The sequence below is a fragment of the Modestobacter sp. I12A-02662 genome (assembly GCF_041028325.1).
Classification (GTDB): Bacteria; Actinomycetota; Actinomycetes; order Mycobacteriales; family Geodermatophilaceae; genus Modestobacter.
Genome location: NZ_JABGDE010000004.1, coordinates 362,762 through 374,150, shown reverse-complemented (window position 1 = coordinate 374,150; position 11,389 = coordinate 362,762). Strand labels below are relative to the sequence as shown.

13 protein-coding genes are annotated in these 11,389 nt (G+C 75.7%); 8 read left to right on the top strand and 5 right to left on the bottom strand.

Annotation, left to right across the window (positions count from 1 at the left end):
• Positions 1-125: 125 nt before the first annotated feature.
• From HL189_RS06975 to HL189_RS06960, 4 genes are all read left to right on the top strand, one after another.
• Positions 126-1,067, top strand: coding sequence for an asparaginase (locus HL189_RS06975; RefSeq protein ID WP_369132960.1), 942 nt, complete (start codon positions 126-128; stop codon positions 1,065-1,067).
• A gap of 82 nt (positions 1,068-1,149) precedes the next feature.
• Complete coding sequence (locus tag HL189_RS06970; protein WP_369132959.1) at positions 1,150-1,626, top strand: helix-turn-helix domain-containing protein; 477 nt, start codon at positions 1,150-1,152, stop codon at positions 1,624-1,626.
• Positions 1,623-2,426 carry a hypothetical protein gene (locus tag HL189_RS06965; protein ID WP_369132958.1) on the top strand — a complete coding sequence of 268 codons (804 nt, stop codon included), beginning with the start codon at positions 1,623-1,625 and terminating at the stop codon, positions 2,424-2,426. Before HL189_RS06970 ends, HL189_RS06965 begins: the two co-directional genes overlap by 4 nt.
• 151 nt (positions 2,427-2,577) lie before the next feature.
• Positions 2,578-2,868, top strand: a complete 291-nt coding sequence (locus tag HL189_RS06960; protein ID WP_369132957.1) for a DUF2516 family protein — start codon at positions 2,578-2,580, stop codon at positions 2,866-2,868.
• A 16-nt stretch (positions 2,869-2,884) separates the two neighbouring features.
• Here the strand turns inward: HL189_RS06960 and HL189_RS06955 are convergent, their stop codons facing one another.
• The 4 genes from HL189_RS06955 to HL189_RS06940 all read right to left on the bottom strand — a co-directional run bounded on the left by HL189_RS06955 (position 2,885) and on the right by HL189_RS06940 (position 5,539).
• Complete coding sequence (locus tag HL189_RS06955; protein WP_369132956.1) at positions 2,885-3,097, bottom strand: PspC domain-containing protein; 213 nt, start codon at positions 3,095-3,097, stop codon at positions 2,885-2,887.
• Positions 3,098-3,130: 33 nt separating this feature from the next.
• Positions 3,131-3,991, bottom strand: coding sequence for a spermidine synthase (locus HL189_RS06950; protein ID WP_369132955.1), 861 nt, complete (start codon positions 3,989-3,991; stop codon positions 3,131-3,133).
• 67 nt (positions 3,992-4,058) lie between these two features.
• Positions 4,059-4,571: a cupin domain-containing protein gene (locus tag HL189_RS06945; protein WP_369132954.1), complete on the bottom strand. Its 513-nt coding sequence runs from the start codon at positions 4,569-4,571 to the stop codon at positions 4,059-4,061.
• 110 nt (positions 4,572-4,681) lie between these two features.
• Positions 4,682-5,539 (bottom strand): class I SAM-dependent methyltransferase, encoded by an 858-nt coding sequence (locus HL189_RS06940; RefSeq protein WP_369132953.1) that lies wholly within the window; start codon positions 5,537-5,539, stop codon positions 4,682-4,684.
• 44 nt (positions 5,540-5,583) lie between these two features.
• Here HL189_RS06940 and HL189_RS06935 point away from each other — a divergent pair, with 44 nt between their 5' ends.
• Positions 5,584-6,612, top strand: a complete 1,029-nt coding sequence (locus HL189_RS06935) for a UDP-N-acetylmuramate dehydrogenase (protein WP_369132952.1) — start codon at positions 5,584-5,586, stop codon at positions 6,610-6,612.
• Between the two features lie 280 nt (positions 6,613-6,892).
• Here HL189_RS06935 and HL189_RS06930 read toward each other — a convergent pair whose 3' ends face one another.
• A complete protein-coding gene (locus HL189_RS06930; protein WP_369132951.1) occupies positions 6,893-7,675 on the bottom strand; it encodes an SDR family oxidoreductase in 783 nt (260 codons plus the stop codon).
• An 85-nt stretch (positions 7,676-7,760) separates the two neighbouring features.
• On the opposite strand from HL189_RS06930, the gene mshA reads away from it, so the two are divergent.
• The 3 genes from mshA to HL189_RS06915 are packed head-to-tail and all read left to right on the top strand — an operon-like array spanning position 7,761 to position 11,205.
• The gene (mshA, locus tag HL189_RS06925) at positions 7,761-9,116 is read left to right on the top strand and encodes a D-inositol-3-phosphate glycosyltransferase (protein ID WP_369132950.1); all 1,356 of its coding nucleotides are present in this window, start codon (positions 7,761-7,763) and stop codon (positions 9,114-9,116) included.
• Positions 9,113-9,649, top strand: a complete 537-nt coding sequence (locus HL189_RS06920) for a YbjN domain-containing protein (protein WP_369132949.1) — start codon at positions 9,113-9,115, stop codon at positions 9,647-9,649. The genes mshA and HL189_RS06920 overlap by 4 nt, the downstream gene beginning before the upstream one ends.
• Positions 9,646-11,205, top strand: a complete 1,560-nt coding sequence (locus HL189_RS06915) for a DHA2 family efflux MFS transporter permease subunit (protein ID WP_369132948.1) — start codon at positions 9,646-9,648, stop codon at positions 11,203-11,205. The genes HL189_RS06920 and HL189_RS06915 overlap by 4 nt, the downstream gene beginning before the upstream one ends.
• The last annotated feature ends 184 nt before the right edge of the window (positions 11,206-11,389 follow it).

Sequence of the window (11,389 nt, the reverse complement as noted above, 5' to 3'; positions counted from 1 at the left end):
GACCCCGTCCCCCTCAGCACTCGCACGCTCGCGCTGAGCCTCCGGACGGGGCCGACCACTCGCGAGCTCGCGGCGGGGCCCTGCAGGGCGGCCGTTCCGGCACGTCACCATGGCCCGACGCCCCGGTGCTGGTGGAGGTGTGGCGCTCGGGTTTCCTCGAGTCGGTGCACCGCGGGGCGCTCGTCGTCCTGGACGCCGAGGGCCGGCCGCTGGTGCAGGCCGGGAACGTCACCCGGCCGGTGCTGCCCCGCTCGTCGAACAAGCCGGTGCAGGCCCTGACGTACCTGGCCGCCGGCTGGGAGCCGCGCGACGACCGGGACCTGGCGATCGCCGCGGCCTCGCACAACGGGGAGGACGGGCACCGGGAGCTCGCCGGTGAGCTGCTGGCCACCGCCGGGCTGGGCCCCGACGACCTGGGCTGCCCGCCGGCCCTGCCGCAGCACGAGGACACCCGTGCCCGGTGGCTGGTGGCCGGCCGGGCGCCGGAGCGGCTGGCGATGAACTGCTCGGGCAAGCACGCCGCGATGCTGGCGGCCTGCGTGGCGGCCGGCTGGCCCACCGAGGGCTACCTGGAGCGCGAGCACCCGCTGCAGCAGTCGATCGAGGCGCGGCTGGGTGAGGCCGCCGGTGAGCCGGTGACCGCGGTGGTCGTCGACGGCTGCGGCGCGCCGCAGCACGCGCTGTCGCTGACCGGGCTGGCCCGCGGCGTCCTCTCGCTGGTGCAGTCGGCGGTCGGCACGCCGGAGCGGCGGGTGGCCGACGCGATGCGCGCCCACCCGTGGCTGGTCGCCGGCACCGGACGCGACGACACCGAGCTCATGCAGGGTCTGGCCGGGCTGCTGGTGAAGGGCGGGGCCGACGGCGTGCACGTCGCCGCGCTGCCCGGTCGCGGAGCCGTCGCGCTCAAGTTCGACGACGGCGGCGACCGCGGCCGGCTGCCCGCCCTCGCCGCCGGGTTGCGGTGGCTCGGCGTGCCGGCCGAGCAGCTGTCCCGGTGGCTGGTGACGCCGGTGTCCGGCGGCGACGGCGTGGTCGGCGAGGTCCGGGCGGGCGCCGTCCTGGCCTGACCGGCCGGTTGCGCCGGATGGGTCGGCTGACACTGCTAGCCCGCCGCTTGCAAGAGCTAGCAGTCCTGGTTACCGTGGTGGTGTGCAGCGACCCACCGAGTTCGTCCGCGAGCAGGTGAGCGCGGTCCGCGAGACCGTGACCACCGCCGCGGCCAGTGCTGCCGCGGAGGCATCCACCGTGCCCGCGCACGTCGGCGACTTCATCCGCAGCCAGCGCAACGCCGCCCAGGTGTCCCTGCGCGAGCTCGCCCGGTCCGCCGGCGTGAGCAACCCCTACCTCTCCCAGGTGGAGCGCGGGCTGCGCAAGCCGTCCGCGGAGATCCTGGGTCAGATCGCCCGCGGGCTGAAGATATCGGCCGAGACGCTGTACGAGCAGGCCGGGATCCTCGACCGCCGGTCCGGCACGGCGGGCACCGTGGCCGCGATCCGCGCCGACGAGGCCATCTCCGAGCGCCACAAGGCGGTCCTGCTCGAGCTGTACGAGACCTACGCCCGGGAGCACGCCCGTGAGCAGGTCGCACCGCCCACCCACGACCCATCCCAGGAGGAGACGGCATGAACGCCACCGACACCCTGAAGCACTACGGCGAGACCCTCGTCGACACCGGCCGCACCGGTCTGCTCGCCGTGATCGGCGCCGGCGACGTCGCCGTCGAGCAGGCCCGAGCCGTCGTCGACGGCCTGCGCTCGCGCGCCGAGGCGCTGCCGGGCGAGGCCCAGGTGCAGGCCGACCTGGCCGCCAAGGAGGCGCGCACCCGCGCCGAGCACGCCCGCGCTGCGGTCACCTCCGCCGCGGCCACCGTGCGCCCGGAGACCGTCGTCGGCACGCTGGCCGGCTTCGTCGGGACCGCCCGCAGCCAGGCCGTGCACACGATCGAGGAGCTGGCCGGCCGCGGCACCAAGGTCGTCGGCGACCTGCGCACCCAGCCGGTCGTCCAGCGGGTCGTCGGCCGCACCGAGTCGACCGTCGACGCTGCCGCCGACACCGTGCAGGACGCCGTCACCGACCTGGTCGAGAGCACCGAGGACGCGGTGGACACCGCGTCCAACCGGGTGACCTCCATCACGCAGAAGACCAGGTCGCGCGCCGACCGGGCGCTCGACGAGCTGGCCGAGGAGACCGGGGCTGCGACGTCCTCGGCGAAGCGCCGGGTGCGGGCGGCCACCGCCCCCGCGAAGACCGACGCGCCGGTCGCGACGGCGGCTCCGGCGGCTCCGGAGGCTCCGGAGGCTCCGGAGGCTCCGGCGAAGAAGCCGGCCGCCAAGCGCACCGCCAAGGCGTCGCCGGCCGAGGCCGCCACCGCCACGCTGCCCGACCCGACCGCGGTCCCGGCGAAGAGCCCCGACGCGACCCGCTGAGGAAGGACCTCCTCGTCCCCCTGCAGGGGGCCGTACCGCCGCCCCGTCACCCACCTCGCGTGGGTGGCGGGGCGGGGTCGTCTCACCCGCCGGGGCGCGGCGCCTCCGTGCCGGCCCCGCCGGGACGCCCGACGCGCCTATCCTGGCGCGCATGGTCAGCTTCGACGGGCTCCTCTACCTGGTCGTCTTCTACGCGACCCTCGCCCTCGCGGTGTGGGCCTTCGTCGACGCGATGATCCGCCCCGCGGCCGGCTTCATCGCGGCCGGCAAGCTGACCAAGCCCGGCTGGATGGCGATCACCGGGATCGCCCTCCTGGTGCTGCTGTGGATGCAGAACCCGCTGAGCTTCCTCGGGCTGCCCGCGGTCATCGCGTCCGTCGTCTACCTGGTCGACGTGCGCCCCGCGGTGCGCGGCCTGCGGCGGGGCAACAGCAACTGGTGAGCTGCGCCGCGCGCGGTCACCAGCTCTGCGGCCGGTCGTCGGCCGGCATGATCACCCACAGCACCAGGTAGGCGATGAACTGCGGGCCCGGCAGCACGCAGGAGATGACGAACGCCAGCCGCAGCCCGTTCCGGGAGATGCCGAGCCGGCGGGCCAGTCCGGAGCACACCCCGGCGATGACCTTGTGCCGGGTGTCGCGGGTCAGGCGGCGGGACATGGGGGCGGTCATGGGCCGACCCTACGGCGGCGACCCGTGTGGTGGTCAGGCGAAGACGCCGGCCGGGGGTTCCGGGGAGGGCTGCGCCTCGGCGTCGGTCACCGGCCCGACCTGCCCGACGAAGGTCCGCAGCGACTCCCCGTCCACCAGGCGGGCGGGCATGGGGTCACCGGCGCACCGGCGGGTGAGCGCGGCGATCGGCAGCTCCGCATCCGAGGCCACCGCCACGAGGTTGCCGAACCGCCGGCCGCGGAGGGTGCCCGGCTCGGCGATCAGCGCCACGTTCGCGAAGACCGCCGCGAGGGTGGCCGCCTCCGCGCGGGCGAAGCGCAGGGGGGGACCGTCGGAGACGTTCCACACGGTCGTGCCGCCCGCCCGCAGCACCCGGGCGACGTCGGTGGCGAACTCGACCGTCGTGAGGTGCGCGGGGGTCCGGGCGCCGGCGAAGACGTCGACCACGACGACGTCGGCACTGCGCGGCGGCAGCGCGGCCAGCCCCGCGCGGGCGTCGGCGGCCCGCACCCGGACGCGGGCACCGCGGGGCAGCGGCAGCCTGCTGCGGACCAGGTCGGTGAGCCGCTCGTCGACCTCCATCACCCGCTGCGGGGAGCCCGGCCGGGTCACGGCCACGTAGCGCGGCAGGGTCAGCGCGCCGCCCCCGAGGTGGACGACGTCCAGCGGCCCGCCCGGATCGCCGGCCAGGTCGAGCACGTGGCCGATCCGCCGGACGTACTCGAACTCCAGGTACGTCGGGTCGGTCAGGTCCACGTGCGACTGCGGGACGCCGTCGATCAGCAGCTGCCAGGAGCCGTCCCGGTCGGCGTCGGCCAGCAGCTCCGCGGTCCCGCCGGCGACCTCGGTGCGCCCGGGGAGCGGGGTCAGGTGCGAGCGGTCCCGCCGGCTCACCGTGCTCTCACGCCGTCATCGTCCCCGACGCGTCCGCCGGCCGGGGCGGTCCCCCGGGCAGCGGTCCTCAGGACGGCGGGTGGAGGCCGTAGCGGCGGACGACGTCGGCCTCCCAGTCCGGCTCGCCGAACTGGAGGCCGTACGCGTCGGCGACGGCCAGGAACGCCGACTCGTCCGTGGTCCCGGCCTCGGCCAGGTCGGCGACGTCCCGGAAGAACCCCTCGAACCCCGCCGGGCTGATGATCTCGATCATCCGCGCGGGCACCTGCCCGGCGTTCCACATGGCGTGCAGCTCACCGCGCGGCTTGGTGATGTAGCCGCCCGGGCCGAGGACCACCTCGCGGTCCCCCGAGCGGAAGCCGATCTCCCCCTCGAGCACGATCGAGTACTCGTCCTCGCGCGTGTGCAGGTGCGCCGACACGTAGGTGCCCACGGCGAACGGGTGCTCGACGACCGCGATCGACCCGTCGGTGTCCTCCCCCCACAGCTTGAAGGCCACACCCAGCCCGTCCCCGAGGTCGGCCAGCCGGCCCTCCCCCGACCGGACGACGGTGAGCGGCGGTGGTGCAGCGGCGTCCATCGCGACCTCCTGCCCAGGGGACCAGGCGCATGGTCCCGCGCCCGGCACCCCGCGTCGAGATGCCCGCGGCTGCCGGGTCCGGCGTCCGGGACCCGACGGCCGGATGCATCTCAGCGCGGCGCCACCGCCGACCAGCGCACGGTCACCTCGCCGTGCTTCCACCGGCGGCTCGAGCCGACCAGCGGCCACCCGTCCTCGGCCAGCGTCTGCACCGCGGCGGCCCACCGCTGCCGCGGGCCGAACGTCGACAGCCCGGCCGCCGAGGCCCAGGCGGTGTCGAACGCGCGCAGGAACTCGTGCACCGGCTCGCCGGGGACGTTGTGGTGGATCAGCGCCTTGGGCAGCCGCTCGGCGAGGTCGGCGGGGCGGTCCAGGTCGGCGACGCGGGCGGCCAGGGTCAGGGTGAGCGGCCCGTCCTCGTCCAGCGCCACCCAGGTCGAGCGCCGTCCCCACTCGTCGCAGGTGCCCTCGACCAGCAGCCCGCCGGGTGCCAGCGCGCCGCGCATGGTGTCCCACGCCCGCGCCGCGGAGTCCTCGTCGTACTGGCGCAGCACGTTGAACGCGCGGACGAGGACCGGGCGCAGCCCGGCCAGCTCGAAGCCGCCGACCCGGAAGTCCAGCCGCGGCGGATCCCGCTGCTCGGCGACCGCCTCGACCCGCGCCGGGTCAATCTCCAGCCCGACGACCTCCAGGCCGGGGACCTCCGGGGCCAGCCGCTCGAGCAGCTCCAGCGTGGTGACGGCGGAGGCCCCGTAGCCCAGGTCGACGACCAGCGGTCGGGCGGCGTCGCGCAGCCGCGGCACCTGGGTGGCCACCAGCCACCGGTCGACGCGGCGGAGCCGGTTGGCGTTGGTGGTGCCGCGGGTGGGCAGGCCGAGAGCGCGGGCGCGGCCGGCGGCCAGGCGGGGGGCCTTCTTCAGCGGCGGCAGACTGGCCCGCTGGGTGTGGTCGCCCCCGGCCCGTGTCATGTGGGTCGAGGATAGCCGGGGCCGGGCCCGGTTACCGTGGGCGTGTGCTGGTACGCCGAGACGCCCGCCTGGCGGACCTCACCACCCTCGGGGTCGGCGGGCCGGTCGAGCGGCTGGTCGAGGTCGCCACCGCCGACGAGCTGGTCACCGCCGTCCGGGACGCCGACGACGCCGGCCGGCCGCTGCTCGTGGTGGGCGGCGGCTCCAACCTGATCGGCCCGGACGACGGCTGGCCGGGCGACGTCGTGCTGGTCCGCACCCGCGGCGTGACCCGCACCGACGACGGCGACCTGGCCCTGCTGGAGGTGGCGGCCGGCGAGCCGTGGGACGACCTGGTCGCCGCCACCGTGGACCAGCAGCTCGCCGGGCTGGAACCGCTGTCGGGGATCCCCGGCTCGACCGGGGCGACCCCGGTGCAGAACGTCGGCGCGTACGGCCAGGAGGTCGCCACGCTGATCACCTCCGTGCGGACCTACGACCGGGCGGCCCGCGCCGAGCGGGTGTTCGGGCCCGCGGAGTGCGGGTTCGCCTACCGGGACAGCCGGTTCAAGCAGCACCCCGGCGCGTACGTCGTCCTGTCGGTGACCTTCGCGCTGCGGCCGCAGCCGACCTCGGTCGCGATCAGCTACGCGGAGCTCGCGAAGGAGCTGGGCGTGGAGCTGGGGGACGCCGCGCCGCTGACCGACGTCCGGCAGGCGGTGCTGGAGCTGCGCCGGGGCAAGGGCATGGTCTGGGACCCGGCTGACCCGCACACCCGCAGCGCCGGGTCGTTCTTCACCAACCCGATCGTGCCGGTCGCCGAGGCGGTGCCCGGCTGCCCGAGCTGGCCCGCCGGGATCGGCGCCGACGGCGCCGAGCAGGTCAAGCTGTCCGCCGCCTGGCTCGTGCAGTCCGCCGGCTTCGGCAAGGGCACCCGGGACGGCCGGGTCGGGACGTCGCCGCGGCACAGCCTCGCGCTGACCACCGAGCCCGGCGCGACCTCCGCCGAGCTGATGGCCTTCGCCGGCCGGATCGTCGCCGCCGTGCGGGAGCGGTTCGGCGTCACCCTCGTCCCGGAGCCGGTCCGCCCCTGATCCGCCGCCGGCCGCTAGAGGTGCGGCGGCAGCAGCGGTTCATGGGGCCCCGGCCGGTCCCACGTGCAGGTGAAGGTGGCGCGCACGTACGCCTCCGGCTCGCCGGGACGGTCGACCCGCGCATGGACCACGCGGCCGGCACCGCCACAGCGACAGAGCACCACGCGGTCGGCATCCCGCCGCGCCCGGTCAAGGACCACCGTGTCCCCGGTCACGGGAGGCAGCGTCGACGTGCCGGCGGCTCCTGGCAAGAGGGCCGGGCGCGCCGCGCGGCCGGCGGTCACTGCTCGCGGGCGACCTTGTGGTGGGCGGCCTGCGCCCGCGGCCGGACGACGAGCAGGTCGACGTTGACGTGGTGCGGCCGGGTGACCGCCCAGCCGATCACGTCGGCGACGTCCTCGGCCACCAGCGGCTGCCGCACCCCCGCGTACACCGCGTCGGCCTTCTCCTGGCTGCCGGTGCGGTTGCGGGTGAACTCCTCGGTCCGCACCATGCCGGGTGCGATCTCGATCACCCGGACCGGGTCGTAGACCAGCTCCAGGCGCAGCGTCTCGGCCAGCGTGTGCACGCCGTGCTTGGCGGCCGTGTACGAGGCCCCACCCTCGTAGCTGACCAGCCCGGCGGTCGACCCGACGAACACCAGGTCCCCGGCCCCGGACGCCTTCAGCGCCGGCAGCAGCGCCTTGGTCACCCGCACCGTGCCGAGCACGTTGACGTCGTACGTCCGCGCCCACGAGTCGAGGTCCGCCTCCGCGACCGGGTTGACGTCGAACGCCCCACCGGCGTTGTTCACGAGCACGTCGACCCGGTCCAGCCCGGCGGCGAGGGCCTCGACCGACGCGGCGTCGGTGACGTCCAGCTGGACCGCTCGCCCGCCGGTGCGCTCGGCCAGCGCGGTCAGCCGGTCGATCCGGCGGGCGGCCAGCACGACGGAGAAGCCGTCGGCGGCGAGCCGTTCGGCGGTCGCGGCGCCGATGCCGCTGGAGGCGCCGGTGACGACGGCGACCCGCCCGTCGCCGGGGAACGGCAGGGCGGCGGACGGGGGTGGAACGGGGCTGGACATGTGCCCATCCTGGCGCTGTAGGACACTGGTCAGTCGACAGGGGTGGCCCGACCGGGCGCCGTGATGCCCGAGCCGGAGGAGACCCGTGCCTGCTCGCCGCTCCCGTCGGTCCACGCCGTCCTGGTCGGGCGCGCCCTCGCTGCCCCGCCGGGTGGCCACCCTCTCGGTGCACACCAGCCCGCTGGAGCAGCCCGGGGCCGGTGACGCCGGCGGCCTGAACGTCTACGTCGTCGAGGTGTCCCGCCGGCTGGCCGAGCGCGGGATCGCCGTCGACGTGTTCACCCGCGCCACCTCCAGCGAGCAGCCGCCGGTGGTCGAGATGAGCCCGGGCGTCACCGTCCGGCACGTCAGCGCCGGGCCGTTCGAGGGGCTGGGCAAGAACGAGCTGCCGGCGCAGATGTGCGCCTTCACCGCCGCGGTGCTGCGCGAGGAGGCCCAGCACGAGCCGGGCCACTTCGACGTCGTCCACTCGCACTACTGGCTCTCCGGGCAGGTCGGGTACCTGGCCCGGGACCGGTGGGGCGTGCCGCTGGTGCACTCGGCGCACACCCTGGCCAAGGTGAAGAACGCGGCGCTGGCCGAGGGGGACGACCCCGAGCCGCGGGCGCGGGTGTTCGGCGAGGAGCAGGTCGTCGCCGAGGCCGACCGGCTGGTGGCCAACACCGCCGAGGAAGCCCGCCAGCTGGTCGACTTCTACGGCGCCGACCCCCGCCGCACCCTGGTGGTCCCGCCCGGAGTCGACCTGCGGACCTTCCGCCCCGGCGACCGGCAGCGGGCCCGCGAGCGGATCGGGGTGGCCGCGGACGCCGTCGTCCTGCTGTTCGTCGGCCGCATCCAGCCGCTCAAGGCACCCGACATGCTGCTGCACGCGGCAGCCCGGATGCTCGCCGACGACCCGGCGCTGCGCCCGCGCCTGCAGGTGCTGGTGGTCGGCGCGCCGAGCGGCTCGGGGCTGGCCGAGCCGCAGCGGCTGCAGGAGCTGGCCGCCCACCTGGGCGTGACCGACGTCGTCCGGTTCCTGCCGCCCCAGCCGCCGGCGCAGCTGGCCGACCACTACCGAGCCGCCGACGTCGCCGTCGTGCCCAGCCACAACGAGTCCTTCGGCCTGGTCGCCCTCGAGGCGCAGGCGTGCGGGACGCCGGTGGTCGCCGCCGCCGTCGGCGGCCTGCACACCGCGGTCGCCGACGGTGTCTCCGGCCTGCTGGTCGCCCGGCGCGACCCGGCCGAGTACGCCGCGGCGATTTCCCGGGTGCTGGACCGCCGGGAGCTGCTCGGGCACGGCGCCCGCCGGCACGCCGCCGCCTTCAGCTGGGACCGCACCGCGGACTCCCTGATCGACGCCTATGCCGCGGCGATCGCCGAGCAGGCGCTCCGGACCGGCCGGGTCGTCCGCGCCGCCGGCGACCGGCTGCTCACCCCGGTGCGGCTGCGCGCCCGATGAGCGGGCGCAGCGTCGCCGAGCTCGACGCGGTCGTCGAGGAGACCCTGCGGTCGGCGGAGCTGGAGTTCGAGCACCCGGGGGAGGGGCGGTTCGTCGTCACCCTGCCCGGTACCAAGAAGCTGCGGACGGTCGTCGGGCTGACCGTCGGCGGGCACGGGTTCCGGGTCGAGGCGTTCGTCTGCCGGCAGCCGGACGAGAACCGTGAGCAGCTGTGGGCCTGGTTGCTGCAGCACAACGCCCGCATGTACGGCGTCGCGTACTCCATCGACACCGTCGGCGACGTCTACCTGACCGGCACGCTGGGGCACGGCGCGGTCACCCCCGAGGAGATCGACCGGCTGCTCGGCGCGGTGCTCACCTACGCCGACGACCACTTCAACACGATGCTGGAGATCGGCTTCGGCTCCTCGATCCGCCGCGAGTGGGCGTGGCGGGTCGAGCGCGGTGAGTCGCTGCGCAACCTGGAGGCCTTCGCCGCCTTCGCCGACCCGGCGCGCCGACCGAGCACCACGGGGGAGCACACCCCGGAGTGAGCAACGCGCACCCCGCCGAGACCGCGTCCACCCCGCTCCCCGCGGGCTACGAGCGGCGCTGGTGGGTGCTGGCGACCATGATCGTCTGCCTGCTGATGGTGATCATGGGCAACACGATCCTCAACGTCGCGCTGCCCACCCTGCAGCGGGAGCTCGCGGCCACCCAGGGCGAGCTGCAGTGGGCGATCGACTCCTACATCCTGGTCTTCGCCGGGCTGCTGTTCAGCTGGGGCGTGATAGGCGACCGGATCGGCCGGCGCAAGGTGCTGCTCGCCGGGCTGACCATCTTCGCCGTCGGCTCGGTGCTGGCGGCGTTCAGCGGCTCGCCGCTGGAGCTGATCGCCTGGCGGGCGCTCATGGGCGTCGGCGGCGCCGCCGTGCAGCCGGCCACGCTCGCGGTGATCACCAACGTCTTCCCGCCCGGCGAGCGCGGGCGGGCGATCGGCCTGTGGGCCGGCGCCTCCGGGCTGGCGGTCGCGGGCGGCCCGCTGGCCGGGGGCCTCGTGCTCGAGCACTTCTGGTGGGGCGCGGTCTTCCTGCTCGGCGTGCCGGTGGCCGCGCTCGGCGTCGTCGGCACCCTGCTCGTCGTCCCGGAGTCCAAGGACCCCGACCCGGGCCGGCTCGACGTGCCCGGCGTGCTGCTGTCGATCGTGGCGCTGGCCGGGCTGGTGTTCGGGATCATCCGCGGCGGCAGCGAGGGCTGGGCGACGCCGACGACCTGGGGCCCGTTGGCCGGCGGCGTGCTGCTGCTCGCGTTCTTCATCTGGTGGCAGAGCCGCACCAGCCACCCGGCGCTGGACCTCTCGCTGTTCCGCAACCCGGCGTTCTCCTCCGCCGCCGGGGCGCTGGCGCTGAACTTCTTCGCCCTCCAGGGCGCCACCTTCTACCTGGTGTACTACCTGCAGGGCGTGCGCGGGCTCACACCGCTGCAGGCCGGGGCGACTCTGGTGCCGGTGGCGCTGGGCATCGCGCTGATGGCGCCGCGAACGTCCACGCTGGCCACCCGGTTCGGCGCCAAGGCCGTGTGCGTGGCCGGCTTCGCCGTCATCGCGCTCTCGTTCGCCGGCATCCAGCTGTTCGGCGTCGACACCCCGGTGTGGCTGATCCTCGTCGTCTTCGCGGTCCAGGGCCTGGGCATGGGCGCGGTGATGGCGCCGGCCACCGAGGCGATCATGTCCGTCGTGCCCCGGGAGAAGGCCGGCGCGGGGGCGGCCGTGAACAACGCCGTCCGGCAGGTCGGTGGTGCCCTCGGCGTCGCGATCCTCGGCTCGGTGCTCACCGGCGCCTACACCGCCCGGCTCGGCACGCACGTCGACGGGCTGCCGCCCGCCGTGCGGGAGCAGGCCGGGGAGTCGATCGTGGCCACGCTGGCCGCGATCGAGGACGCGCAGCGCGCGGGTGGGGACGCCGCCCGGTCAGCCGCCGCGGTGGCCGACCCCGCCCGGGAGGCGTTCGTCAGCGCGATGCACCTGACCGCGATCGGCACCGCGGGGTGCGCGGTGATCGCCGCGCTCGTCGTGCTGATCTGGCTGCCGGGACGCACCCGCGCCTCGTGAGCGCCGTCCGGGTGTCACCCGGACGCGTCGCGGTCCGTCCCGTTCGGGCTCCGCTCCGTGGACCGGTGACGCGCGACACGCCGGGTCGGGTGTCACCCGTAGGTAGCTCAGGCCAGTCAGTTGACTACGCAGGGTTGCGACCGACAGGGTCAGAGCCGACCCGGGCGGGAACGCCGCACGGGCA